Genomic DNA, 25,275 nt, shown 5'->3' with positions numbered 1-25,275 from the left:
GGGCGCTCATGATGTTCATCCGTCAATCTGTGCTCCGGGCGGCGATGTACCCGCGAGGGGCCGCGATGGCGGCTTGGTTGGTGACGCCGAACTTCTCAAACAGGGTCTTTTAGTCAGCCGATGGGCGGACGTGCTCGATCGAGGCGCTCCATCCGGGGTCGCCGGCGATGTTGCCGCCACTAGACGAATCACCCGCGGTGATTCCCCAACGCTACGAGGTCGGCGATCAGGCCGGGGAGGGTCTCGTGGACGAGCGCCTTGACGTGTCAGGTGAAGAGGATCTCGACGGTCACTGTGCCCTTTCCGTGCCCGCCGACTGCGCTGACTTCAGGGCCGTTGCCACGGTCTCCTGCAGTTCGTGCCAGGAGGCGATGAACTTGGACACGCCTTCGTCTTCGAGCACCTGGGTGACATCGGCGAAGTCCACGCCGACGCCGGCGAGCTGACCGAAGACCCCGTGCGCGTCGGCGTAGTTCGTCGTGACGGTGTCGCCGGCGATCTGACCGTGGTCGAACGTGGCCTCGAGGGTCTTCTCCGGCATGGTGTTCACGGTGCCGGGCGCGACGAGCTCGGTGACGTAGAGCGTGTCGGGGAGTGCCGGGTCCTTGACCCCGGTCGAGGCCCAGAGCGGACGCTGCACGTTGGCGCCGGCATCTGTCAGCGCCTTCGCGCGATCGGTGGCAAACTCCTGCTCGAACAGCTCGTACGCGAGCCGGGCGTTGGCGACGCCGGCCTTCGAGTTCAGGGCGGATGCCTCGTCCGTGCCGATCGCGGTGAGCCGCTTGTCGACCTCGGTGTCGACGCGCGACACGAAGAAGGACGCGACGGAGTGGATCGTCGAGATGTCGTGGCCGTTGACCTTGGCCTGCTCGATGCCGGAGAGGTACGCGTCGATCACGGCGGCGTAGCGCTCCAGGCTGAAGATCAGGGTGACGTTGACCGAGATGCCCTCGGCCAGCACCGCGGTGATCGCGGGCAGGCCGGCCTTGGTGGCGGGGATCTTGATGTGCACGTTCGGCCGGTCCACGCTCGCCCACAGCTCCTTGGCCTGCGCGATCGTCGCGGCGGTGTCGTGCGCGAGGTCGGGGGAGACCTCGATCGACACGCGGCCGTCGACACCGTTCGTGGCGTCGAACACCGGGCGGAACACGTCGGCGGCGTCACGGACGTCGTCGGTGGTGATCCGGAAGATCGCATCGTCGGTCGAGGCGCCGGCGGCCTGGAGCTCGGCGACCTGCGTCTCGTACGAGTGCCCGTTCGACAGCGCGCTCGCGAAGATCGTCGGGTTCGTGGTGACACCGGTGACGTTGCGGGTGGCGATCAGCTCGGCGAGGTTGCCAGACGTGATCCGCGAACGCGACAGGTCGTCGAGCCAGATGCTGACACCCTCGGCGGTCAGCTGCTCAGTGGGGGTGCTCATGCGTTCTCCTTGGTGCTGGTGGCTGCCTCTTCCACGGCGGCGATGGTGTCGCGTGCTGCCTCGATGACGGCGTCGGCAGTGATGCCGAACTTCTGGAACAGGGTCTTGTAGTCGGCGGATGCGCCGAAGTGCTCGATCGAGACCGAGCGGCCCTTGTCGCCGACGATGCCGCGCCAGGTGAGGCCGATGCCGGCCTCGACCGAGACGCGGGCGGTGACGGCGGTGGGGAGCACCGACTCGCGGTACGCGTCGTCCTGCTCGGCGAACCATTCGATCGACGGCGCTGACACGACGCGGGCGTTGACGCCCTCGGCGGCGAGCGTTTCGCGAGCGGCCACGGCGAGCTGCACCTCGGAGCCGGTGGCGATGAGGATCACATCGGGCGTGCCGCCGGGCGCTTCGGCGAGCACGTACGCGCCCTTGGTGGCGTTGGCCGCCGAGGCGAACACGTCACCGGATGCCGCGCCCTCGCCGCGGGGGAACACCGGGATGTTCTGACGGGTGAGCGCGAGACCCGCGGGTCCCCCGGTGCGACGGAGGAGTTCGAGCCAGACCACCGAGGTCTCGTTCGCGTCCGCGGGGCGGACGACCGTGAAGTTCGGGATCGCGCGGAGCGTGGCGAGCTGCTCGATCGGCTGGTGGGTGGGCCCGTCCTCGCCGAGGGCGACGGAGTCGTGGGTCCACACGTAGATCGAGGGGATGTTCATCAGGGCGGCCAGCCGCACCGCGGGGCGCATGTAGTCGCTGAAGATCAGGAACGTGCCGCCGAACGCGCGGGTCGGTCCGTGCAGGATGATGCCGTTGACGATGGCGCCCATGGCGTGCTCGCGGATGCCTAAGTGCAGTACGCGGCCGTACGGGTCGCCGGACCACTCGTGCGTCGACCACTCGGCCGGGATGAACGACTTCGCGTCCTTGATCGTGGTGAGGTTCGATTCGGCGAGGTCGGCCGATCCGCCCCACAGCTCGGGGAGCTCGGCGGCGAGGGCGTTGATCACGACACCGGACGCGGCCCGGGTCGACACGTCCTTGCCGGCCTCGAAGACCGGCAGCGCGTCCGCGATTCCCTCGGGCAGCTCGCGGGACTGCAGCCGGTCGAACAGCGCCTTTCGCTCCGGGTTCACGGCCGCCCACTCGTCGAAGCTCGTCTGCCATTCGGCGTGTGCGGCGGCACCGCGCTCGTCGAGCAAGCGCGTGTGCGCGATCACGTCGTCGGCGACGGCGAAGTTCTGCTCCGGGTCGAAGCCGAGCACCTTCTTGGTCGCGGCGAGCTCGTCGCCGCCGAGGGCAGACCCGTGGATCTTGCCGGTGTTCTGCTTGCCCGGGGAGGGCCAGCCGATGATCGTCTTCAGGATGATGATCGACGGCTTGCCCGTCTCGCCCTTGGCGGCCTCGAGCGCGTCGTGCAGCGCAGGGACGTCCTCGACGTACTCGCCCGTCTGCTTCCAGTCCACGGTCTGCACGTGCCAGCCGTACGCCTCGTAGCGCGCCGCGACATCCTCGGTGAACGCGACGTTGGTGTCGTCCTCGATCGAGATCTGGTTGGAGTCGTAGATCGCGATCAGGTTGCCGAGCGCCTGGTGCCCCGCGAGAGAGGATGCCTCGGAGGTGATGCCCTCCTGCAGGTCACCATCACCGGCGATCGCGTACACGTAGTGGTCGAAGGGGCTCGTTCCGGGAGCAGCCTCCGGGTCGAACAGGCCACGCTCGTACCGCGCGGCATACGCGAAGCCGACGGCGGAGGCGAGCCCCTGGCCTAGGGGCCCGGTGGTGATCTCGACACCGGCGGTGTGCCCGTACTCGGGGTGCCCCGGCGTCAGCGAGCCCCACGTGCGGAGCGCCTTCAGGTCGTCGAGCTCGAGCCCGAATCCACCGAGATACAGCTGCACGTACTGGGTGAGCGACGAGTGACCGGCCGACAGGATGAACCGGTCGCGGCCGAACCAGTCCGTGTCGGCAGGGTCATGGCGCATCACGCGCTGGTACAGCAGGTAGGCAGCGGGGGCGAGGCTCATCGCGGTGCCGGGATGGCCGTTCCCCACCTTCTCGACGGCGTCAGCCGCAAGAATCCTCGCCGTGTCTACCGCGCGCCGGTCGATCTCATGCCAAGCGAACATGTGGAACTCCTTCGCCGTCATGGCTTCTTGTTCTCGCTGATTGCTGACTGCCTCAGCCGACATCGCGATTATATCCCGAGTGGGAATTATTCCGAACACCGAGTGGGAATAGGCGCGAGCTAGGCTGCCGACGATCAGGGCCTTCGGTCGAATCACCCCTGGATGCGCCATCCTCCTCCCAGCCTCTTGACCGTCCGGAAAGCGATCGGATATGTTATTCCCGCCCCGGGGAATATCATTCGTCCACATCAGGCGGAGCGCGGGCCGACGAACGTCACTGCAGATCTTGGCCAGACGAGGGAGCACCATGAGCGAAATCGCGGAACTTGAGAATCAGGCCTCGGAACTCGAACTCGCGAGATTCGATCACGGCGATGCCTGGGAACTGGGGTCTTCAATCCGGGATGCCGCCCTGCGGGCCGGCCTTGGCGTCGCGATCGACATCCGCCGGGCGTCCGGTGCGGTGCTGTTCCGTGCGGCGCTGCCAGGCGTGACCGCCGATAACGAGGATTGGATCGACCGCAAGAGTGCCTTGGCGTTCCGGTTCGAAGAGTCGTCGGCGCTCGTCGCCGCACGGATGGCTGCTCTCGGCGTGCCCGCGGGATCCAGCGGATGGCTCGATCCCGCTCGCTATGTGTTCGCGGGCGGCGCCGTGCCGATCAAAGTCGCGGGCGCTGGCGTCGTCGCGGTTGTGACGGTCTCAGGGGCGAGCTCGGCAGAGGACCACTCCTTGGTCGTCGAGGGAATCAGGGCCCTCAAGCTTCGCGCAAGTCCTCTGACATAGCGCGGCCCGAGTAAGCGGGCTGAGATCCTCCGACTGCTCAAGCTGCCCGCAAATTGTGGCAATGCCCACGAGAACACCGACGCCCTGGTGTCCGGCCCAGCGTGCGACGTCTGCATCGCGACACCGCACAGCTTGCACTGGGGAATCGCGCTCGCCGCCATCCCTGCGGCAAACACGTCCTGATCGAGAACTCGATCGCGATGTCGGCATCCAAGGCGCCGGAGATCCTCGAGGCCGTTGCCGCCGCTTGATTGACGGCAATCAGCGGACCCGGTAGCGTTTTTCCCAGCGCGGGAAAATATGTCTGCACCGACCGCAGCATCTGTGGTCACGGAGCACACCCTGGACGATCCCTCCAGACGACGGCCTGGACTTCCGCGCCATTCTTCAGCGCTGACCCACCCTCGCCCCGCAGATCTTCTCTCTGACACTGTGAAGGACGTCCGATGACATCTCCCCAGGCAGGTATAGCTGCTTCGACAGCCGCTGGCGGATCCCAGGCCCGCGCCCGCGGGGTGATCGCAATTCTCGTCGGGGCGGCGTTCGTCGTCATCCTGAACGAGACCGTTATGGGTGTCGCCTTGACGGATCTGATGCTTGATCTTCAGATCACTGCAGGGGTCGCCCAATGGCTGACCACGGCATATCTCCTCGCGATGGCTATCGTCATCCCCCTTACGGGCTACCTGCTGGAGCGATTCCCGCTACGTCGGGTGTACCTGTGCGCGATGGGCTTGTTCAGCGCCGGCACGCTGATCGCCGCACTCGCATCGGGTTTTGGACTGCTTCTGATCGGCCGTATCGTGCAAGCGTCCGGGACCGCGGTCATGCTGCCGCTTCTCTTCACCACGGTGGTCACACTCGTTGCCCGGGCCACCGCGGCCGAATGATGGGCGTCGTCTCGATCGTGATCGCCGTCGCCCCTGCCATCGGTCCGACCGTTTCTGGAGTGATCCTCTCCGTGGCCGACTGGCGCTGGATTTTCTGGCTTGTGCTGCCAATCTCCATTCTGGCGTTGGTACTCGGAGCGATCTTCCTGCGCAACGTCACAAAGACTCACTTCGTGAAATTCGACGTGCTGTCGACTGTCCTTTCGGCCTTCGCGTTCGGCGGTCTGATTTTCGGCCTGAGCTCGGTCGGTGAAGCCGCTCTCGGTCACGCACCCGTGCCGGTGTGGATTCCGATTGTCGTCGGCACCGTCGCGCTCATTGCATTCGTCCTGCGCCAGTTGCAACTTCAGCGGACAGACGCCGCGCTGCTTGATTTGCGAACCTTCCGCTCTCGCCCGTTCAGCATCGCGGTCGCATTGATCGCAATCGTGATGGCCTCGCTGTTCGGATCGCTGATACTGCTTCCGATTTACCTGCAGCAGGTGCTCGGTCTGAACACGCTCGCCGTCGGACTTGTCCTGCTTCCGGGCGGCATCCTCATGGGTGCGATGGCGCCTCTGGTCGGCTCGGCCTTCGACCGGTACGGCCCGACGACGTTGGTCATCCCAGGGGTCATGATCGTCGCCGGCGCGCTGTGGGGCATGACGACGTTCGGCGCAGCAACCCCGGTGGCCTGGATCATCGCTGTGCACGCGACCCTGAGCATCGGGCTGGGCCTGGTCCTCACTCCGCTGCTCACCTCCGCACTGGGATCGCTGCCGCAGCCTCTTTACCCCCACGGCAGTGCGATTCTAAGAACGGTGCAGCAAGTGGCCGGCGCGGCCGGTACGGCCCTCTTTGTCACAGTGATGACAGTGACCGCGGCGGCACAGAGCGAGTTGGGCGCCGCGCCGTCCACCTCCACAGCTGCGGGGGTTCACAACGCTCTCTTGATAGGTGCGTTGGTGGCAACGCTCGGCGCACTGCTTGCGTGCTTCGTGCGAAAGCCCGCTGATGCGTCGCTCTCCGATCAGGAGTCGCGAACGGTGCTCGCGCCTCACTAATCCCGCCCTTAACGGGACTACGAACTCGACCTGGAACAGTGCTTGACCGCCTCCTGCGACGATCTGCATGTGAACAGCGCCTTCGCGGGATCGGCTCAGTCCCTTCATGGCGCTATGCCGGGGGCGGCCGAACGGACCACATGGCGGTCTAGATCACTTGGCTGCTCAGCGACGACACCGCGAACGTCAACGGCACCCTTCTAGCCTCCGACGGCGGCTGGTCCGTCCAAGGACACCAGATCCACCGCCAGCCTCCTGTTCCAGCTCGCCGCCAGGCCCAGTACCAGACAGTCCCCCCGGAGGAAGCAGATGCGCCAGGGGCGGGTGCGCGCGTCAGCACTTCGTAGCTCCCGGTGGAATCGAGCACGTGCCCGGGCCGGAGTCGGCCTCCTGGAACGGCTTGTAGTGTCGTCCCTCCAGGCCCGTCGGGGGGAGAACGATGGAAAATTCGTCGAAGCGCACTTCGCGCACCGGCTCCATGAAGCAGTCATGCGCCTCCTCGAAGGCGATAGGGGCACCAGAGCATACTTCGTCAAAGGCGTCTGCAACCCGTTTCAGCACGTCGGGGTAGGTTCGATATCGCGCTCCGTGCGCGCATAGGATGTCGTCGACATCATCAGTCAGTTGGCTGGCCATGCGCCGTAGCGTCTCGGTGTAGGTGGGCACGTCCGCTCCAGGCAGGTGGGCGTAGATTGGCCCGGTGTCGACGGTGTCTCCTGAGAACAAGATGCGGTTGTCCTCGTCGAGTAGACAGACCGAATCTGGGGTGTGCCCGGGCGTGTGGAGAACGGTCAGAGCACGGCCGCCAAGATCAAGCCGTTCGCCGTCCGCGAGGTGCTGGGTCGGTTGTGGTGGCGTTATCACCCATCGCTCGGGAACGAAGTCCGGCGGGAAAGGCCGCATCCTCATCTCGGGGGCTATGAGATTGAATCCACGGCGATCAAGGCTTTCGTATTCGTCGTAGGACGCCTTGAGTTCATCCACGCATCGCAGGTAAGCAGGGAGCCACCAGCGAGGGGGGCCGGCGTGGTGGTAGGCGACTCCGGCTTCATGCGCGGCGATCGCATCGAACTCGACGTTTCCCCCGACGTGGTCGAAGTGGTGGTGACTGTTGACCACGGTCACCGGCAAGTCCGTAATCGCCTCGACCTGTGGTCGGATACGAGCGATGCCCAAACCGGTGTCGAACAGTACAGCGCGGCGGGAGCCGACGATCAGATAACAGTTGACGTGCATCGGCTCGGCGATCAGGTAAACGCCCTTCCGCAGTCGTTGCACCGCAAACCAGCTGCTGCCGGCGGTCACAGCGGAATGCTCGTCCTACGCGTGAAGAGCCAGTAACTGACGGCCGCGACGAGAATTCCGACGATCGGGCTGAGGTCGCCATCGGCCAGCAGGCGAGCTGACAATGGGCCTTGGAAGTACGGCGTGTTCGACACCATCGCTGAGCAGAACATCGCCAAACCGAGGGCCGCCAAACCTTGCCAACGGAAACCGTTGTTGAACCAGTACGCCCCCCCAGGCTTGAACAAGTCGACTACCTCGTACTGACCGCGACGCATTGCGAGGTCGGTGAGGTAGATTCCGAAGAATGGTGCCAGCCAGTACACCGACCACAGCAGGCAGTTCTGCAGCACGGTGAGGAAGTCGGAGGCGGCGAGGACGCCAAACAGTGCAATCGCGACGCCGATTCCGCCGTCTATCCATACTGTCCGCGTGCGCTTAAGTGGGATGCCCATGGACTGCATGGCCAGGCCGGATGAGTAAATCGAGTAGATGCAGTTCGACATGACGCCGAAGACGATGATCAGCAGAAAGATCGGGTAAAACCAGCCGGGCACCACTTCTTGGATTGACGTGGTGAAGTCCGACGGATCTACGGCCGTCGCTGCCAGGATGCCGGCGCACGTGAGGGCAACGGTGGGGATATATCCTCCCACTGCGGTAAAGAAGGCGACCGCGCGGCTAGACGTCTCCCTGGGAAGGTACCGGCTGTAGTCCGCGGCGATGGGATAGGAGAGCGGCCCGCTAACTACCACGCTGATCCCGATCAGGATTGCGGCAAGCATCGCCGAACTGGTGAGCGTCGCATCCCCTTGGTGTGACCAGTCAACATGCGGTATCAGGAACACGATGAACAGAATCGCCGCTCCACCCAAAGCCCAGGACAGCCACTTCTGCACCGACACGATCGTCGCGTGGCCGTAGAGGCCAAGAGTGAAAACGATGGCACCGATCAAAATCACAAGGAGTGCTTTACCCAGTGCATTCGGCGGGAAGCCTAGGAAGGTGGCCAACGCGGAGGCTGCGAAGGTCGCTATGGCGATGTTGAGTCCCTCGTACCCCAGATTGATTACCAAGTTGAAGAAGCAAGACAAGGCATTGCCGCGGATACCGTACTGGGCGCGACTAACCACCATCGTGGCGGTACCGGTCTTCGGCCCTGCCGTGGCCATCACGCCGACCAGGATCCAGGCCAAATTTACGACGACAGCCAAAACCAGAGCCGTCATGAGTGACAGTCCGAGCTGTATCAAGATGCCACCGAACAGCAGGTAGGTGTAGGTCAAGTTTCCGGTGAACCACACCGGAAACAGTTCCCAGGGTCTTCCGTGCCGCTCGGACTGGGAAACAGTGTCGATCCCTTTCGTCTCGATCCGCCCCACTGCTTCTACGGCGTCGGTCGCACCCTGGAAGAGGTCGCGGCCTACCGGCGGCGACGCGGGCTGCTCAATCATGCGGGTGTCCTATCTTCGGTCTTGGGCGGGACGTCCATAACAAGTTCTTACCAGTGAAACTACAGCGTGATTGTAGTTTGTCAACAGTTCTCGAGGAACTCGTCGTAATATCGGGCTACGTTGTCTTTCGTGCGCTACATCGATGGGCAGGAGTACGCCACCGTCGGCGAAGTGGCGGAGGCCGCCGGCGTGAGTGCGCAGACGATCCGGCTGTGGGAAAAAGCTGGGCGTGTCCCCAGCCGGAGAACTCCGGGCGGTCACCGTCTGTTCGATGCTGCTGCTGTCAAGGCGGCTGTCGATCACGCGGTGACGAAGCGCCGTTTGGCACACGTGCGGCCCGTCGTCGTGCAGGCGAAGGTGAATGAGATTGGCAACGGCGAGATCGCCGCAACGGGTGCCCGCATCCGGTCCGCCCGCGAACAGTCGCGACGCAGCCAGGAGGAAGTTGCCGGCCGAGCCGGTATCTCTCGATCGCTACTCTCAGCTATCGAACGGGGTGAGTCGGGCGTATCCGTTCAAGTGTTCAATCGCATCGCGGAAGCGTTATCGCTTTCGATGAGCGACCTCGCACCCGTAAGGGACGACCAGCGGATTGTCATGAGGTCCGCCGATAGACCCAAAACCGTCCTCGATGGCGGAGTGACATGGGAAGAACTCGCTTCGTCGGGCCACCTGTTGGCCCCAGCGATGTTGACCGTCCCTCCTGGGGGTGCGAGCGGTGGGGTAGTGACTTTCTCACGTGAAAATTTCGTCTGTGTGTTGGAAGGCGAATTGACTTTCGAGTTGGTGTCGCAGGCGGAAGTCTTCGTGTTGGGCGTCGACGACTCCATCGTCCTCACATCCGGTCAGGCCCACAGCTGGCGCAATAGCGGAACTGATGCTGCCCGCGCCATTTGGGTGGAACGGCTGGGGAGCTAACACTGCGCAGCAATTTCATCGACGCGACTTTCACCCGCAAGTGCTGAAGTCGGCGCGGTATCGTCCTGCGGAGCGGCCACCCGCGGCGTGGCGTTAGCAAGCAGCTCGAGGCGGACAACGCGGGGCTGGACTTGCTAACGAAATGCAGCTGGGCTGGTATCCGCAGCGGTGGTCGGCAACAAGCAGCGACTTGACGTTCGTGCTGGTGAGCTTCGCTTGCAGTGCAGATTCGTTTACAGTCACCCCCGACGCCCGACTGTCGCGGTGGTTCAGGGCCTCGACGATTGGCGTGGCCAAGGAGCCGCCCATCCCGTTGGCCACAGTGATCAGGGCTGGTCAACCGCCCACGACTGGCGCTAGCGGATGCTGGCTGCTGGCGCAGTCCTGAGGCGTGAATTCCATCCCGACCTCGTCATGAACGTTTCGGGGATGTCGTGCGACATCGCAGAGGGACGTGGGCCGTCTCGGGGAGCGGCCCACTCCCCATTCGAACTGGCAGGGCAACCGGTCGAGGTCGAGCGACGATATGTCGAGTAAAGATCCGTCAGACAGACAATTCGGCAAGTTACCAATTCCGCTTCGCCGCTAGTTTGGGGTGAACACCAGACGAAGGAAGACATGCCTGACACAACTGTCCCGCCCGTCCGCGGCGCTACTCGCGAGATCTCCCACTGGATCGATGGCGCGGAGCGTCCTTCCAATTCCGGTCGGACGGCGCTGGTGTTCAATCCGGCGACGGGTGCGGTGCAGGCCCAGGTGGCCCTCGCGGACCAGTTGGAAACCGATCGCGCCATCGCGTCCGCCGAGGCTGGTTACAAGCTGTGGTCGAGGGTTTCGATCGCGAAGCGGCAGACGGTGCTTTTCGCGTTTCGGGAGATCTTGAACGCGCGCAAGAATGAGCTTGCAGAGTTGGTCACCCGTGAGCACGGCAAAGTCGTTTCGGACGCGATGGGTGAGATCCTGCGCGGTCAGGAAGTCGTGGAGCTCGCGACCGGGTTCCCGCACCTGATCAAGGGCGCATTCAGCGAGAACGTGTCCACCGGCATTGACGTGTACTCCCTCAAGCAGCCGCTCGGCGTGGTAGGCGTCATCAGCCCATTCAATTTCCCGGTGATGGTGCCGCTGTGGTTCGCGCCGATCGCGATCGCCTGCGGCAACAGTGTGATCCTGAAGCCGTCGGAGAAGGACCCCTCGGCCGCGCTTTGGCTGGCTGCGGCATGGAAGGAGGCGGGGCTCCCGGACGGGGTGTTCACGGTGCTGCAGGGAGACAAGCTCGCCGTCGACGGGCTGCTGGAGTCGCCAATCGTGCAGTCGATCAGCTTCGTAGGGTCGACGCCGATTGCGCAGTACATCTACGAGACCGCGTCGAGGAACGGTAAGCGCGTGCAGGCGCTGGGTGGTGCGAAGAATCACATGCTCGTTCTTCCGGACGCGAACCTGGATCTCGTCGCTGATCAGGCCGTGAACGCCGGGTTCGGTGCCGCGGGGGAGCGGTGCATGGCAATCAGTGTGGTGCTGGCGGTGGAGCCGGTCGCGGATGAGTTGATCGTGAAGATCACGGACCGGATCAAGGGGCTCCGGATTGGCGATGGTGGGGGGGGCGACGCGGGTGAGCCGGACATGGGTCCGTTGATCACGGGCGCGCACCGCGACAAGGTGTCCTCCTATGTCGATATCGCCGAGGCGGACGGTGCGAAAATCGTGGTCGACGGGCGCGGGCTAACCGTCGCTGGGCTTGAGGACGGATTCTTCTTCGGTCCGACCCTGATCGATGAGATCCCAACCACCAGCCGCGCGTACACGGAGGAAATCTTCGGACCGGTCCTTTCTGTTGTCCGGGTCTCCTCGTACGAGGAGGGGCTGGAGTTGATCAACTCCGGAGAGTTCGGCAACGGCACGGCGATCTTCACCAATGACGGCGGCGCGGCACGCCGGTTCCAGAGCGAGGTACAGGTCGGCATGATTGGCATCAACGTGCCGATCCCGGTCCCGGTCGCATACCACTCGTTCGGCGGCTGGAAGAAGTCGCTGTTCGGCGACGCGAAGGCCTATGGTGTACACGGCTTCGAATTCTTCACCCGCGAGAAGGCGATCACCAGCCGTTGGCTCGACCCCGCCACCCACAGCGGCATCAACCTCGGCTTTCCCCAGAACAGCTAGCCGCGGCGAAGCTTGCCCGGATAGTCAGCGTACTGCAGGGCGGCCCAGAGCTGGGCCCGGTCGCCGAAACGCGACAGGTCGAGCGACAGCATCCGCTCCACCGCCTGGAGCCGATTGCGCAGTGTATGGCGGTGGATGCCGAGCTTTCGCGCCGCGGGATCCCAGGCGCCGTTGTGATCAACCCACACGGCTGCTGTCCGGAGCAGCAGCTGGTGATCAGGGTTGGGTGACCTCAGGATGGGCTCAAGCATTCGCGCTGCGACAAGTTCCGCGGACGATGCTTCAAGAAGGCCGAGCACTCCTTCCTCGGCGAGCGATTCGAACTGCACGACTGGGCGACTTGGTAGCGTGCATGCGAGTGCTTTTTGCGCTTCCGCGATGCCCCGTTGCAACATAAGCCATTCAATCGGGCTAGACACTCCCGCTTCGGTTACGTGACCTGTCAGCAACTCGGCGAGCGCGGGATCTCCGTCCGGTGAAACGATGACGAGCTCTCCGTCACGTTCGGCGAAGAACAACCGGCCAGCGCTGCGTTCTGCGCGCAGCTCAAGATCGGCAAGCAAGGCGGAGCTGAAGTGTTCTACCACGGCGACGCGGAGGGGCGCCGCCGGTAGTGGCCCCCACAGACGCTTGGCAGTGTCGTCGGCTACATGGACGATGCCGGCGAGCAGCAACTCAAGCATTCCGGCACGTACGCGTAGACGCGCGGTCAGGAGGGCGCGGCTCTGCTCAAGTGCGATACTCGCGAGGCTGATCACGCTGGAAACCAGGTCGGCTTCGGCGGGATCAAGCGGTGCGGGCGTTCCGACGGCGAGGACGCCGAGGAGCCGTCCCCGCTGGCCGAGGGTTTGAAGAGTCGCTCCGCCGTGAGTGGTGTCGACGCGCATGCCAGCCGGTACGCCTTTTCGCAACGTCTCGCGAGCGCCTGATGTCACCTGCTGTTCAATGGTGTCCGGCACGCGGCGTTTCGTACCGGCGTGGACCCGCGCACCGCGCGCGTCGTAAAGTTCGATCCAGCAGTCGAGCAGACGTTCCAACTCACGAAGAATGACATCTAGACCGTCCGGACGAAGGGCAGCTCGAGCCACGGCCCGTTGCGCGGTAATTAGCCACTCCAGACGCTCGCGCTGATCGGCGGAGGTGACGTCGGCGACGTGCCGGATGATCGCCATGAACGGTGTGCGGTTCTTGACCTCCAGAAGCGGCATGCCTAGGCGTTCGCACGTGTCTATCAGTGCTTCCGGGATTCTCTGATGGGCAACTTGAGTCGCAAATCCCAGTGCGATGACATCGCGACGAAGGAGCCGGTGCACGTAATCGTCATAGGTGCGCGGCAGGGGATCACCAACGAACTGGGTACCGTCGGTGAGCAATAGCTGCCCAGATTCGAGCCACGGTGTCGGATCGGCAAGGTCAGAGCTGTGGACCCAGCTGATGTCACGCTCGAGCACGCTCACATCGCCAACCCCAGCGGCCACCGCTAGATGAAACGTAGGAACGGTGAGCAGAGACGCCAACGTCGCGGGCATGTCAATCTCCCTTCCCGAGTCGCACTGTATCGCTTATGTCCAGCAGAATCGCGATGGCTGTGCAAATCGTCGGACGCTTCGCACCGCGCACCGCGCACGATGGTGAGCACGGCTCAGTTGGAGGAAAGGTTAAGCCATGTCGATCGCAGCTCACGAAAGTGCGCCCACCACGTCCGAGCGGGTCTCGCTTGCGGACCGCGAGAGCGTGTTTCACTCATGGTCCGCGCAGGGCTCGCTCAAACCCCTGGCTATCGCGGGCGGTTTTGGTTCGACGGTCTGGGACCACGACGGCCGTCACTATCTCGACTTCTCGAGCCAGCTCGTTAACGTGAACATCGGCCACCAGCATCCGCGGGTCGTCGAGGCGATCCAGCAGCAGGCGGCCAGCCTCACAACAATCGCGCCGTCCGCGGCCAACGATGTACGCGCGAGAGCCGCGCGAGCGATCACCGGCCTCGCGCCGGAAGGATTCGACAAGGTGTTCTTCACGAACGGCGGCGCCGACGCCAACGAGAACGCCATTCGCATGGCGCGCCTTTACACCGGCCGCGACAAGGTCATCTCGCGGTACCGGTCGTACCACGGCAACACGGGCGCCGCGGTCGCCGCGACCGGCGACTGGCGCCGCATCCCGAACGAGTACTCCCGCGGGCACGTGCACGTGTTCGGGCCGTACCTCTACCGCAGTGAATTCTGGGCGCAGACCTCGGAGGATGAGTGCGCCCGCGCCCTCCACTACCTGGAGCGCGTCGTGCAGGCGGAGGGCGCGTCGAGCGTCGCAGCGATCCTGCTCGAGACAGTGCCCGGCACGGCCGGCATCCTGACACCGCCGCCCGGCTACCTCCGCGGCGTCCGGCAGATCGCCGACCGCTACGGCATCATCCTCATCCTCGACGAAGTCATGGCCGGCTTCGGTCGCACGGGCGAGTGGCTCGCGTTCGACGCACATGACGTGTGTCCTGACCTCGTCACCTTCGCGAAGGGCGTCAATTCCGGCTATGTGCCGGTCGGCGGCGTAATCATCTCCGACGAAATCGCACACCATTTCGACGAGCGCGTCTTCCCAGGCGGCCTCACCTACTCCGGCCACCCGCTGGCGGCCGCGAGCATCGTCGCGACGATCGACGCGATGCGCGACGAGGGCATCGTAGACAACGCCCGCCGCATCGGCGCCGAGGTGATCGGGCCGCGGCTGCAGGAGCTTGCGGTGGCGCACGACATGATCGGCGAGGTCCGTGGCAGCGGAGTGTTCTGGGCGATCGAACTCGTCGAAGACCGCGCCACCCGCACCCCCGTCACGCCCGCTGCGATGGGCCGGCTCAAGGCCGACCTGCTGGGACGCGATCTGCTTGCCTTCACCGCGGATAACCGCATCCACGTCGTGCCGCCCTGCATCATAACGGACGCCGAGGCGCGCGCGGGGCTAGACATCATCGACGACGCGCTGCGCGCGTTCACCGCTTGACGGGCAGCGAGCGACATGTCGCACTGACCGCACCCACATCGCTTCCCCGTAACCGCTTGGTGACCGGACCCGCCTCATGCTGAGCTCCGCCTGCCACCAGGTCCGCGGTGACCTCATCGCGGCAGCGCTGCAAGGCGCCCTGTACGAGAGCGCCATACGCGCCGCGCGCGTCATCGTCGAGGGCATCAACGGGCCGATCACCTCGGTGGCCGAGGAACCGCGCCGCCGTGGCATGCTAATCGTCTCCGACATCCTCTCTCCAGCGGGCGCGTGGTGAGGAGCCACACAATTGCATGCAGAGTCGACGGGGCGGCTGGTCGAGCGAGTCCGTCGCGTCCTCAAGACTTGATGAGCTGGGTGTCCGGACGAACCGCAATGAAGGTGGGATCGTGAGGAAGATTGTTTGCAAGGTCCGGAAGTCAAGGAGGGCAATGAGGGTCACCCTCGTTGGGTGAGGCGCCCGCGGCGCGATACGTCACACCCGCCCCCGATTCGAACCTCCATTGATTTGGAGGGTCTGGCCCACGAGAGATTTCACGTTGCGATCGGCTAGTAGGAGCACCGCACGCGCTACTTCTTCGGGGTGGCCTATTCGCCCCACTGGAATCCGGGAAGCGTAAATGGCATGCATCTCCTGCAACGAGATCCCTGCGTCTCGCGCGTCCACTTCCAACTGCGGCGTATCGATTACCCCCGGTGCCACGGCGTTGACCAGGATGCCTTCTGGACTGAGCTCGCGTCCGAGACACTTGACTAAGGTGATCAGACCAGCCTTGGATGCTGCGTAGGCGGTTGCATTGGGCCAGCCCGTGACGCCCCATTCACTTGCGACGATGACGATGCGGCCGCCGCCTTGGGGACGCATCACTCGAACTGTCTCCTGCACTAAGGCATATGTCCCCAGCAGATTCGTCTCGAGAACGCGCCACCAATCACCGAGGTCGGCCTCCACAAGCGGCGCCATCGTCATCGTGGCGTGATTGGCCACAAGGAGGTCAAGTCGTCCGTGCTCGCGAACGGTCTTGTGGACAACCTCGCGCGCACCCGCGGGCGTGGATAGATCTTGGTACACCGGCGTCACTGTTGGCCGGTTCGTAGATGCACCAAATAGGGCTGGCTCTGACCGCGCGTGAGCCGAAACGGTGCCGCCGGCATCCGCGAGCGCCGCCACTTGTGCTCGTCCAAGTCCGCCGGCCGCGCCGGTTACGAGGGCTACCTGACCCATCAGTGGCAGTTCATCGGAGGACGGCATCAGATCACCGCTCCCGAGTTGGGGCTCAGCGTTTCTCCGGTGATAAATCCGCTCTCTTCCAGGAGAAATTCTACGCACAGCGCGATCTCCTTGGGGGTGGCAAGGGCTCGAGTTGGCAGCGATGCCAGAAAGGCCGGGTCCCGCCAGGGCGAGTCCGGCGACAGGAGGGCTGTGTCAGTAGGGCCCGGGGCAACGGCGTTCACTCGAACGCCAAATCTAGCAACTTCCACTGCCAGGCTGCGCACAGCCCCAAGCACAGCGCCCTTCGCTGCGGCGTAATGCGAGTCGCTCACACCACCGCCCACCGCCAGCTCACTCGAGATCGCGACTATTGAGCCGTGTTGCCGCGTGATCATCGCGGGTAGGACGGCGCGCGCGGCGGAGATGAAGCCGCCGAGATGAACATGCAGCATCCGGCTGGCTGCCTCGTCTGCCACTTCCGTAAAGGGAACACTGGCGTAGTGCCCCGCCGCGGTGACCAGACCCCGAATCGGACCCAATTCGCGTTCGACATCGCGGATGGCCAGTTCAACGGCCCGCGGGTCTGCAACGTCGATCTCGAACGACATGTCAACGCTCCGCGCCGGACTCTGATCAAGGCCAGCGATCAGCCACCCACGCTCTTGGAGTTGTCGGGCGACCGCGGAACCGATTCCGCCCGCTGCGCCGGTGACGAGCGCAACTCGCTTGTTTGATCCCATTAGAGGTCCCTTCTGCATCACAATGATCCGGCCGTTATAGAACCGGCGCTTGCTGTTGAACGACTGGCCGAATTGGTGGTTCGGAGCCGCATCCCCGTCCCCGAGCGGAACATCGCGCCACAACCGCTGGTTGCGGATGTGACTCGAGTGTTGGCCACGGCGGTACGGCGGACGGCCAAACGTTATGGCGGGATCGTTCGCTCCGGTCGATGATGGAGGCCTCAGTGTTTGGCTCGCGTTCGACTCGGGCCAGCCGTCCCGGGGAAGGCCGCAGCGGAGATAGCTCACCACGACCCGCACGTCCAGCATTGAAGCGTTGTAGTGCGCCCGCGAGCCCCCTAGGCCAAGCGGGCTGTTGGTTAAGGCTTCCAGGCCGACGGTCAGCGGAACTCGAGATTTTGCTGAAAAAGATGCGGGGTTCAAAGCACTTGAACAGGATTCCTCCGATATCAGTCATGTACCACTATGACGACCGGTACTATCGACGCCAACTGATGAAACGACTAGTTGGAGGCCCGTCCTTCGTATGGATCACTAGGCCAGCGTCAGGATGACGTCGCCCGGCCCTCCGTGAAGGTCCCCCTTGCTGAGGGACCCGCAGAGGCGCTCATCGAGAGACCGCTGCCCGATCTCCAAATCGGCGAACTGGAGACACGGGCGGTGTGCGGTTCAGCGTCGCCACGCATGCCACATGCAGCGCTGGCCGAAGAGTCCATGGATGAGCCCCCTCCGCCGACTGCCAACTGCGTCGTTTGATCGGTGACCCGCCCATCCCGACTGCTAGTCAAATGTATGATCAATGGGACCATCTTCCGTTGTTCGTGCGAAAGGCCACCCGATGCCGACCGTCGCGGACTTGATCGGTCTTCCAAGCCTCCGACTGCAACTTCTCGGGGGGGCAGATGGTCTCGACACGTCTATCGAGTGGGCAAGTCCTTCAGATTTGCCTACCCCTTGGGACTGGATGTCGCCCGGAGACCTACTGCTCAAGAACGGCAACACGGTTCCGCGTGCGGCGCGGGCACAGTCACGTTTCTTGGAGCGATTGGCCGCGATCGGGGCCGCGGGGCTGCTCATCGGCCTCGACCCGGAAACTCCGCCAATCGCAGATGCGATCGTCGATGCTTCGGATCGGCTTGGGTTCCCGCTGATAACAACTGAGTTCTCGACCACGTTCACTGCAATCTCACGGGTTGTCGCTGGCGGGGCCCGTGCTGACGTGAGCCGACGGTTGCGATCCACTGAGCGAATATACGATGCCCTTCGGGCGACTACCTCCCAGAACCTCGACGTGAGGCTTCTGGATCAGCTGACCTCAGAACTAGGCTGCTCGCTAGCCGTGCTGGACGCTCAAAGCGGGATCGTTCTGCTCAAGGGTGCGGACGACATCCCCGACGCTATTCGCGACGGAGCAGTATCCGAGACACGACGCCGCCACGGATCGCTACCAGGCATTGTCCGGCTGAGTGGCAGCGAGACGCCCGGTGTCGTCGTAGGAGTCCCCGGTGAAGTGATGTCGGTCTTGATCGCGTTTGGATACGAGGTTCAGGCGCCCGACATTCTGCTTCTGCAGCACGCGGCTACAGCGGTAGGAGTTCTGCTGAGCAGACAACAGATGCGGATGGAGCACGATCGACGCGTCGGTGGAGAGCTGCTTGGTCAACTTTTCGACCGCGAACCTCGAGCCGGTGACGAGGAAGCTCTCGCAGACCGCGATCTCCTACAACCCGACGTGGCCCTGCTCGCCATCTGCGCTGCACCTCCTCACAACGACAAGAGCCTTCACATCGACTTCGAAAGGCGAGGGATACCCTTTTTGATCCTTCGAAGAGGAGATATCCTCTACGCCCTCATGCCCGCGAACGCAGAGGTCGTGGGAGTCCTTTTTGATCGACTGGGCACGAACGTGTCGATTGGAATAAGCGACCCTCTCCATCATGCCTCACGTCTCTCCACCGCGTACCGAGAAGCAACGTGGTCGGCGTCGGTCGCCCAGAACTCGGTTGACAGAGTCGCAAGGTATTCGAACTCGCCCACACTTTTTGCACTTCGGGATCCCGTCGAAGCAGCAGTGGTCGTGCGCCGTTTCCTCGGAAAACTTCTCGACTATGACGCCGAACATGACGCCGATCTCGTTCGCACCCTCGACGTTTTCCTGCGCACTCGGCGCTCGTGGACTCAGACGGCGGTCCATTTGGATATTCACCGTCAGACCGTGGTGTACCGCATCGCGCGCATCGCTCAGGTGACCGGGCTTGATCCAATGGACTCGGAGAGTGTGGCCATGTTCTGGTTGGCCCTTCGGGCGCGAGAACTCAGCCCTCCGCGACCTGGCGTTAGCTAGACAGTCAATGCCAAGGCGCCAATGCCGACGATTGTCTAGTAGTGGTGTAACCGGAGTACACGCAAGATTGGGGAACTGTCCCGCCCTGACCAGGAGATCCCCGTGACCAAGACGCCCCGGAATTCACGCCTCGCTCAGACCATCGGTCAGGTCGATGCGCGCGTAAGCCCACGTTACGCGGGCATCGCAACGTTCGCGCGGCTACCTCAACAGAACGATGTCGAGGATTTCGACGTCGCGATTTTGGGTGTGCCGTTTGATTCCGGCGTCACCTTTCGGCCCGGCGCGCGCTTCGCTCCGGCAGCAATACGGGAGGCGTCCCGACTGATCAAGCCCTACCACCCGGACTTGGATGTCAGTCCCTTCGAACTGCTGCAGGTAGTCGACGCGGGCGATGTCCCGGCAAACCCGTTCGCCATCGACGAGGCTCTGCAGCAGATCGAAGGCGCGGTCGACGATCTGTCCTCCGGCGGCCGACGCCCGGTGCTTATGGGCGGAGACCACACCATCGCGTTGCCGGCACTTCGCGCGCTGAGCCGTCGGCACGGTCCTCTCGCTTTGGTCCACTTCGACGCTCACCTCGACACATGGGACACTTACTTTGGCGCCGAGGTGACGCACGGCACGCCATTCCGACGTGCGGCCGAAGAGGGGCTGTTGGCCGAGGGCAACAGTATGCACATCGGTACCCGCGGTACGCTCTACTCGCCTTCTGACCTCGAAGACGATGCTGGGCTCGGCTTCACCATAATCAGAGCGCAGGACTTCGAGGAGCTCTCCCTCGACGAGATTGCCGGGCGCATCCGATCAAGGGTGGGAGCCACGCCTCTTTACATCTCTATTGATATCGATGTCTTGGACCCCGCGTTCGCTCCGGGCACTGGTACGCCCGAATTGGGAGGGCTGTCGAGCCGGGAGGTCATAGGAGTACTTCGCCGGCTTTCCGGTCTCAATTTCATCGGTGCTGATGTCGTGGAGGTAGCCCCCGCGTACGACAGCGGGAACGTCACATCCGTAGCTGCGGCGGGCATCATCATGGAGTACTTGGCATTGATGGCGATCCAATCATGAGCAGAACAGCCGCAGAGACGCCGGTGTGGCCCGGCGGCGCAAGCTGCGCCGCCAGCTTCACATTCGATGTCGACGCCGAATCAGCCGCGCTCTCCGCCGCGCCCACGAGCGCGCAAAGAATGAGCGTGATGAGCCACCAGAACTACGGCCCCCTGGTCGGGGTCCCTCGCCTACTTCGGATGCTAGACCGCGCAGGATTGCGCTCAACTTTTTTCGTACCGGGATTTACTGCGCTTCGGCACGAGAGGGTTGTCCGTGACATTGTGGCGGCAGGGCACGAAATCGCGCACCACGGGTTCCTGCATGAGCCCTGGGGCCAGTTGACCCTAGAAGAAGAAGTCGACGCGCTGGATCGGGGCATCGAAGTCCTGGAGAGGATCGCTGGTTCACGTCCCGTTGGCTTCCGGGCTCCGCTGTGGGATCTTAATTGGCGAACTCCGGAGCTTCTCCGGGCGCGTGGATTTCTCTATGACTCGAGCCTAATGGACGCCGATGTTCCCTACCGCCTCTCCACAGAAGGCGGATCGATAGTAGAAGTGCCGATTCAGTGGGGACTGGATGACTGGGAGCAGTACTGCTTCATACCCGGAGTGTACGAGACAGGCGTCATCGTAAGCCCGGACCAGGCCGTAGCAACGTGGCGTGCTGAATACCAAGCAACTCGCACTGACAACGGCTGCTTTGTTCTCACAAATCACCCATTCCTCTCGGGCCGCCCTGGGCGCGCCGCGGCACTAGAAGCACTTGTCACCGAGATCGCGGCTGACCCGCTGACTTGGGTTGCACCGCTAGAGGAAATCGCCCGTTTCATCGAATCCACCGGTAGCGAGCCACGCAGCATCGACCGGCCAGCGAACCCGACCAGGTAAGCGCGGAGGCCCAGTTGCACTTCACGCCCGCCGAAACCGAGAAGCTCCTACTGTCGGTCGCTGCGATGGTTGGTTGCGACCGGCTGGAGCGCGGCGTCCTGCTCAACCATCCCGAAACGGTCGCACTGCTGTCGTGCTGGGTGATCGAACGGGCCCGAGAAGGGCGGGCAGTCGCCGAGTTGATGCAGGAGGGCCGCACCGTCCTCAGGCGCGATCAGGTGATGCCGGGCGTGCCCAAGATGCTCGACGACGTTCAGGTCGAGGCGACATTCCCCGATGGGCGCAAGCTCGTCACCGTCCACCACCCGATCGACTGAGGAGTCCCGGTGGCATCCGCCTCCGCCGAGGGCCCTGGCGCCTACCGGATCCAGCCGTGCCGCATCGAGTTCAACGCCGATCGCCGGGACGCCGAGCGCATCCGGCTCGTGTCACACGCACCTGGCAGGTCGCGCACGTGATGAAGCTGCGCCGCGGGCCCTTGGGCGGGGGGATGCCGGCAGACAACGAACGGGCGAAGCGCTATGTGGCGAAGTATACGATCAACCCCGCGATCGCCCACGGCATCGCGTACGACCTGGGGTCGATCGAAATCGGCAAGCTCGCCGACCTGACGGTGTGGGAGCCGAAGTTCTTCGGCGTCCGACCCGCGGTCGTCGTGAAGGGCGGTGCCATCGCGTGGGCTGCGCTCGGCGACCCGAACGCGTCGATCCCGACGCCGCAGCCGGTCATGATGCGCCCCTCGTTCGGCGACACGATCGCGGCGGACCTGTCGGTCACCTACGTCTCGCCTGCGGCGCTGGAGGACGGGCTCGCCGACAGGTTGGGACTGCGCCGGCGGTTGGCCGCTGTTCAGCCCACGCGGCACATCGGCAAAGCCGACATGAAGAACAACGACCTTCTGCCGTCGATCCGGATCCGTCCCGACACGTTCGAGATCGCGATCGACGGCGAGGACGTGCAGCCGGCACCCGCGGCATCCCTCCCCCTCGCTCAGCTGTACAACATGTTCTAAGACGGTCCATGGACTCCTCCACGCATACGGTCGCCCTGCTGCTCCCGATGAGCGCCCTCCATCGGGTGGGCACGCGTTCCCCGCGGGCGTCGAGCCGGCCATCCAGGGCGGCCTCGCGCCTCACGTGCCATCGCGTGAACGAAGTCTCGTTCACGAACTCTTAGAGCAACGCGATATTCGTATGTAAACGCGTCGTTCTTCGCGCGGCTACAGATCGCGCCGTGCCTCGCGGCAATAGCCCCCCGCAGCGACCGTGCGCTAGAGCGCAGCCCCCAAGACCGATATCACTTGCCTTCCGCGATTGACGACGGGGAGCAGACCTTGTAACGTTTTTCCCACCTCGGGAAAAACGAGTGTCGACGTCGACAGTCGCGGCGTCAACCCACCACGACGAAGAATGACTGCGTCAAGGCTGTGTTCAGCTACCTCAACACGCCTCGTTGCTGCTCGAAGGGGAGAACTGTTGAACAACGAATTGGCATCAAGCCGCACGATGGCCCGCACGATCGAGCAGATCGTCGACGATCTGCTCGATCGCATGACGCTGGAGCAGAAGGTCGCTCAACTGCAGTGCACAATGGTAGTCGCCGGTCACCAGGAGAAGGGTCTAGCGAACTTCCCGCACGGGGTCGGGGCTTTGGGAAGCCTCAGCGTTGGCGGCGATGCCGCAGCGGATGCGGAGTTTTACACTCAGCTTCAAGCGGACGTGCGCGACCGCACCGGTGTCGGCATCCCTCCGCTGATGCACGGCGAGGCCGTCTCCGGATGGACGGGTCCCGGGGGGACGGTGTTTCCGTCAGCGATCGGTCTCGGCGCTACCTGGAACCCGGACGTCGTCGAGCGGATGACGGAGATCGCCCGTCATCAGATGATGGCGATCGGCGTGCGCCAGGCGCTGTCGCCGGTGATGGATGTCGCACGCGACCCGCGCTGGGGGCGCGTCGGCGAGACGTACGGTGAGGATCCCACCCTCTGCGCGGCGATGAGCGTCGCCTTCGTCCGGGGCCTCCAGGGCGCGGACCTGCGCAATGGGGTTGCCGCTACCGGCAAGCACTTCCTCGGCTTCGGCTTCTCCGAGGGCGGGTTGAACATGACCTCGAACCCTATTTCGCCCCGCGAGCTGCGGGAGGTGTATGCGAAGCCCTTCCAAGCTGCCATCACCGAGGCGGGACTCGCATCAATCATGAACTCCTACGGCACCATTGATGGCGAACTGATCATCACCTCCAAGCACATCCTCACCGACCTGCTTCGTGACGAGATGGAATTCGGCGGCGTCGTCGTGTCCGACTACATGTCCATCAACCTGGCCGTGGATCTGAACGTCGCGGAGGACGCCGTCGCTGGCGGTATCGCTGCCCTGGTCGCTGGTCTTGACGTCGAGCTGCCGACTCCGTTCGGATTCGGTGAGGGCCTCGTAAACGCAGTGCGAAACGGTGAGCTAGACGAGGCGGTTGTAGACCGGGCCGTCCGCCGTTGGCTGACGACCAAGGCCGAGCTCGGCTTGTTCGACAGGGATGGTGCGCGAACAGAACTGCTGGAAACCGCCTACGAGCCGGCTGTGGCGCTGGCGCACAGCCTGAGCGCCGCGCGGGAGGCGACCGTTCTGCTCAAGAACGAAGGCGTGCTGCCGCTGTCGAAAGCTCCCGCGAATATCGCGGTGATCGGACCGCACGGCGACTCCATCCGCCTCTTCTTCGGCTGCTACACAGGCCCGGCCTCGATTGACCTTGCGATGAGCGGCACCATGTCTGAGATGGCCGGGATGCTCGACCTGCCGGAACTGCTGGAAAACTACGACCTCCCACCGCTGGCTCCGCTCTACGAAGACAGCGACGTCCGCTCCGAACCAAGCGCCGTGGAAGATGCCCTCAGAGCCATTTACGGACACAAGACCCCCACGATCGTCGCCGCCATCCAGCAGGCGTGCCCGGAGGCGGCCGTCGTCTACGAGAAGGGCTGCAACATCGCCGGCACCGACCGCAGCGGCTTTGACGCAGCGATCGCCGCCGCCAGGGACGCCGACATCGTGATCCTGACCCTCGGCGGGAAGTACGGCTGGGGCAGCGGCAGTACCTCCGGCGAGGGCATCGACACCGCACACGTCGGGCTACCTGGAATTCAGGAAGAGTTCGCGGCACGCATCGCCGAGACCGGTACACCCACCGTCCTCGTGCACATGGACAGCAAGCCCCTCGGTAGCGCAGCCGTCGCGGACTTTTTCCCGGCGGTCATCGAGTATTGGTTCCCCGGCGAGACCGGCGGCCAAGCCCTCGCGGAGGTTCTTTTCGGTGCCTACAACCCGGCAGGCCGCCTCCCGATGACAGCAGTCAGGCACGCCGGCCAGATCCCCATCTACGCCGCCCACCGTCGCAGCAACAGCGTCAGCAGCGCCGGTTCCATGATCATCAACCGCTACGTTGACGATACCAAAGCCCCCCTGTTCCCGTTCGGAGCGGGACAGAGCTACACGACGTTCGACTACTCCAACCTGGTCGTGACCGCAACCGCTCCCGCTGACGGCCTCGTCGACATCTCCGTCGACGTCACCAACACGGGTGACCGGGACGGCGAAGAGGTCGTGCAGCTGTACGTGCGCGACGACCTGTCGAGCATGATGCGTCCCGTCGCAGAACTCGCCGGTTTCCGCAGGCTCGCAGTCCCCGCCGGAGCGACCCGAACCGTTCGCTTCACGGTACGCGCCGATCAGTTCGCTTTCCTGGACGTCGACATGCAGTGGCTCGTGGAAGAGGGCAGCATGACGGTACTCGTGGGAGCGTCATCGACCGACATCAGGCTGAGGGGATCGTTCCGTATCGAGGGCAGCGCTGTCATCAACGGCGCACGTCGCGGCTTCTTCGCAACCAGCACCATCGCCTGAGAACCGCGCGGGGGGGGGGGGGGGGGGGGGGGGGGCGCGGCGGCACGCCCCCCCCGCCGCCCGCCCAACCCCCCCCCCCCC

General features: G+C 64.1%; 20 protein-coding genes and 1 pseudogene. 14 read left to right on the top strand and 7 right to left on the bottom strand.

Annotation, left to right across the window (positions count from 1 at the left end; all coding sequences use genetic code 11):
- Window positions 1-289: 289 nt before the first annotated feature.
- Entirely contained in the window at window positions 290-1,420 is a 1,131-nt protein-coding gene (gene tal, locus RWQ91_RS14625; RefSeq protein WP_314507443.1) for a transaldolase, read from the bottom strand.
- Complete coding sequence (tkt, locus tag RWQ91_RS14620; protein ID WP_314507441.1) at window positions 1,417-3,537, bottom strand: transketolase; 2,121 nt, start codon at window positions 3,535-3,537, stop codon at window positions 1,417-1,419. Before tkt ends, tal begins: the two co-directional genes overlap by 4 nt.
- 307 nt (window positions 3,538-3,844) lie before the next feature.
- On the opposite strand from tkt, the gene RWQ91_RS14615 reads away from it, so the two are divergent.
- The 3 genes from RWQ91_RS14615 to RWQ91_RS14605 all read left to right on the top strand — a co-directional run bounded on the left by RWQ91_RS14615 (window position 3,845) and on the right by RWQ91_RS14605 (window position 6,254).
- Window positions 3,845-4,321: a heme-binding protein gene (locus RWQ91_RS14615; protein WP_314507439.1), complete on the top strand. Its 477-nt coding sequence runs from the start codon at window positions 3,845-3,847 to the stop codon at window positions 4,319-4,321.
- 446 nt (window positions 4,322-4,767) lie between these two features.
- Complete coding sequence (locus RWQ91_RS14610; RefSeq protein WP_314507436.1) at window positions 4,768-5,211, top strand: MFS transporter; 444 nt, start codon at window positions 4,768-4,770, stop codon at window positions 5,209-5,211.
- Complete coding sequence (locus RWQ91_RS14605; RefSeq protein WP_314507433.1) at window positions 5,208-6,254, top strand: MFS transporter; 1,047 nt, start codon at window positions 5,208-5,210, stop codon at window positions 6,252-6,254. The genes RWQ91_RS14610 and RWQ91_RS14605 overlap by 4 nt, the downstream gene beginning before the upstream one ends.
- A gap of 333 nt (window positions 6,255-6,587) precedes the next feature.
- On the opposite strand, the gene RWQ91_RS14600 is transcribed toward RWQ91_RS14605, so the two are convergent.
- Window positions 6,588-7,559: an MBL fold metallo-hydrolase gene (locus RWQ91_RS14600; RefSeq protein ID WP_314507431.1), complete on the bottom strand. Its 972-nt coding sequence runs from the start codon at window positions 7,557-7,559 to the stop codon at window positions 6,588-6,590.
- Entirely contained in the window at window positions 7,556-8,992 is a 1,437-nt protein-coding gene (locus tag RWQ91_RS14595) for a cytosine permease (protein ID WP_314507428.1), read from the bottom strand. The genes RWQ91_RS14600 and RWQ91_RS14595 overlap by 4 nt, the downstream gene beginning before the upstream one ends.
- 129 nt (window positions 8,993-9,121) lie before the next feature.
- On the opposite strand from RWQ91_RS14595, the gene RWQ91_RS14590 reads away from it, so the two are divergent.
- Complete coding sequence (locus RWQ91_RS14590) at window positions 9,122-9,910, top strand: helix-turn-helix domain-containing protein (protein ID WP_314507425.1); 789 nt, start codon at window positions 9,122-9,124, stop codon at window positions 9,908-9,910.
- 618 nt (window positions 9,911-10,528) lie between these two features.
- On the top strand, window positions 10,529-12,070 hold the full coding sequence (locus RWQ91_RS14585; protein WP_314507423.1) for a CoA-acylating methylmalonate-semialdehyde dehydrogenase: 1,542 nt from the start codon (window positions 10,529-10,531) through the stop codon (window positions 12,068-12,070).
- On the opposite strand, the gene RWQ91_RS14580 is transcribed toward RWQ91_RS14585, so the two are convergent.
- Window positions 12,067-13,599, bottom strand: coding sequence for a PucR family transcriptional regulator (locus RWQ91_RS14580; protein ID WP_314507421.1), 1,533 nt, complete (start codon window positions 13,597-13,599; stop codon window positions 12,067-12,069). The two genes, RWQ91_RS14585 and RWQ91_RS14580, sit on opposite strands and share 4 nt — an antisense overlap.
- A 136-nt stretch (window positions 13,600-13,735) precedes the next feature.
- Between RWQ91_RS14580 and RWQ91_RS14575 the strand changes: the two genes are divergently transcribed.
- Together RWQ91_RS14575 and RWQ91_RS14570 are read left to right on the top strand one after the other, a co-directional pair.
- Window positions 13,736-15,064 (top strand): aspartate aminotransferase family protein, encoded by a 1,329-nt coding sequence (locus tag RWQ91_RS14575; protein WP_314507419.1) that lies wholly within the window; start codon window positions 13,736-13,738, stop codon window positions 15,062-15,064.
- A gap of 76 nt (window positions 15,065-15,140) precedes the next feature.
- Window positions 15,141-15,341, top strand: coding sequence for a hypothetical protein (locus tag RWQ91_RS14570; RefSeq protein ID WP_314507418.1), 201 nt, complete (start codon window positions 15,141-15,143; stop codon window positions 15,339-15,341).
- Window positions 15,342-15,539: 198 nt separating this feature from the next.
- On the opposite strand, the gene RWQ91_RS14565 is transcribed toward RWQ91_RS14570, so the two are convergent.
- On the bottom strand, window positions 15,540-16,289 hold the full coding sequence (locus tag RWQ91_RS14565; RefSeq protein WP_314507737.1) for an SDR family oxidoreductase: 750 nt from the start codon (window positions 16,287-16,289) through the stop codon (window positions 15,540-15,542).
- Window positions 16,290-16,315: 26 nt separating this feature from the next.
- Entirely contained in the window at window positions 16,316-17,326 is a 1,011-nt protein-coding gene (locus RWQ91_RS14560) for an SDR family oxidoreductase (RefSeq protein WP_314507416.1), read from the bottom strand.
- 529 nt (window positions 17,327-17,855) lie between these two features.
- On the opposite strand from RWQ91_RS14560, the gene RWQ91_RS14555 reads away from it, so the two are divergent.
- From RWQ91_RS14555 to RWQ91_RS14525, 7 genes and pseudogenes are all read left to right on the top strand, one after another.
- On the top strand, window positions 17,856-19,361 hold the full coding sequence (locus tag RWQ91_RS14555; protein ID WP_314507414.1) for a PucR family transcriptional regulator: 1,506 nt from the start codon (window positions 17,856-17,858) through the stop codon (window positions 19,359-19,361).
- Between the two features lie 102 nt (window positions 19,362-19,463).
- Window positions 19,464-20,432: an agmatinase gene (gene speB, locus RWQ91_RS14550; RefSeq protein WP_314507412.1), complete on the top strand. Its 969-nt coding sequence runs from the start codon at window positions 19,464-19,466 to the stop codon at window positions 20,430-20,432.
- Window positions 20,429-21,301, top strand: a complete 873-nt coding sequence (locus RWQ91_RS14545) for a polysaccharide deacetylase (RefSeq protein WP_314507410.1) — start codon at window positions 20,429-20,431, stop codon at window positions 21,299-21,301. The genes speB and RWQ91_RS14545 overlap by 4 nt, the downstream gene beginning before the upstream one ends.
- A gap of 14 nt (window positions 21,302-21,315) precedes the next feature.
- Window positions 21,316-21,618 carry an urease subunit gamma gene (locus tag RWQ91_RS14540; protein WP_314507408.1) on the top strand — a complete coding sequence of 101 codons (303 nt, stop codon included), beginning with the start codon at window positions 21,316-21,318 and terminating at the stop codon, window positions 21,616-21,618.
- Window positions 21,619-21,627: 9 nt separating this feature from the next.
- Window positions 21,628-21,759, top strand: coding sequence for a hypothetical protein (locus tag RWQ91_RS14535; RefSeq protein WP_314507761.1), 132 nt, complete (start codon window positions 21,628-21,630; stop codon window positions 21,757-21,759).
- Window positions 21,729-22,313, top strand: a pseudogene (locus RWQ91_RS14530) (amidohydrolase family protein); the annotation flags it as partial. The gene RWQ91_RS14535 and the pseudogene RWQ91_RS14530, both read left to right, overlap by 31 nt.
- A 463-nt stretch (window positions 22,314-22,776) precedes the next feature.
- Complete coding sequence (locus RWQ91_RS14525) at window positions 22,777-25,194, top strand: glycoside hydrolase family 3 N-terminal domain-containing protein (RefSeq protein WP_314507404.1); 2,418 nt, start codon at window positions 22,777-22,779, stop codon at window positions 25,192-25,194.
- The last annotated feature ends 81 nt before the right edge of the window (window positions 25,195-25,275 follow it).

Origin of the sequence: uncultured Microbacterium sp. (assembly GCF_963524805.1) — a bacterium.
Classification (GTDB): Bacteria; Actinomycetota; Actinomycetes; order Actinomycetales; family Microbacteriaceae; genus Microbacterium.
The sequence above is the reverse complement of the archived record's forward strand: the minus strand, read 5'-3'. Positions and strand labels throughout refer to the sequence as shown.

What these genes read in the sequence shown, in the direction of transcription:
- RWQ91_RS14575 (WP_314507419.1), top strand. Translation starts at nt 13,736, where the DNA reads ATGTCGATCGCAGCTCACGAAAGTGCGCCCACCACGTCCGAGCGGGTC.
- tal (WP_314507443.1), bottom strand. Translation starts at nt 1,420, where the DNA reads ATGAGCACCCCCACTGAGCAGCTGACCGCCGAGGGTGTCAGCATCTGG.
- RWQ91_RS14555 (WP_314507414.1), top strand. Translation starts at nt 17,856, where the DNA reads ATGCCGACCGTCGCGGACTTGATCGGTCTTCCAAGCCTCCGACTGCAA.
- RWQ91_RS14595 (WP_314507428.1), bottom strand. Translation starts at nt 8,992, where the DNA reads ATGATTGAGCAGCCCGCGTCGCCGCCGGTAGGCCGCGACCTCTTCCAG.
- RWQ91_RS14570 (WP_314507418.1), top strand. Translation starts at nt 15,141, where the DNA reads ATGCTGAGCTCCGCCTGCCACCAGGTCCGCGGTGACCTCATCGCGGCA.
- RWQ91_RS14605 (WP_314507433.1), top strand. Translation starts at nt 5,208, where the DNA reads ATGATGGGCGTCGTCTCGATCGTGATCGCCGTCGCCCCTGCCATCGGT.
- RWQ91_RS14560 (WP_314507416.1), bottom strand. Translation starts at nt 17,326, where the DNA reads ATGCTGGACGTGCGGGTCGTGGTGAGCTATCTCCGCTGCGGCCTTCCC.
- tkt (WP_314507441.1), bottom strand. Translation starts at nt 3,537, where the DNA reads ATGTTCGCTTGGCATGAGATCGACCGGCGCGCGGTAGACACGGCGAGG.
- RWQ91_RS14610 (WP_314507436.1), top strand. Translation starts at nt 4,768, where the DNA reads ATGACATCTCCCCAGGCAGGTATAGCTGCTTCGACAGCCGCTGGCGGA.
- RWQ91_RS14565 (WP_314507737.1), bottom strand. Translation starts at nt 16,289, where the DNA reads ATGGGTCAGGTAGCCCTCGTAACCGGCGCGGCCGGCGGACTTGGACGA.
- RWQ91_RS14615 (WP_314507439.1), top strand. Translation starts at nt 3,845, where the DNA reads ATGAGCGAAATCGCGGAACTTGAGAATCAGGCCTCGGAACTCGAACTC.
- RWQ91_RS14585 (WP_314507423.1), top strand. Translation starts at nt 10,529, where the DNA reads ATGCCTGACACAACTGTCCCGCCCGTCCGCGGCGCTACTCGCGAGATC.
- RWQ91_RS14545 (WP_314507410.1), top strand. Translation starts at nt 20,429, where the DNA reads ATGAGCAGAACAGCCGCAGAGACGCCGGTGTGGCCCGGCGGCGCAAGC.
- RWQ91_RS14580 (WP_314507421.1), bottom strand. Translation starts at nt 13,599, where the DNA reads ATGCCCGCGACGTTGGCGTCTCTGCTCACCGTTCCTACGTTTCATCTA.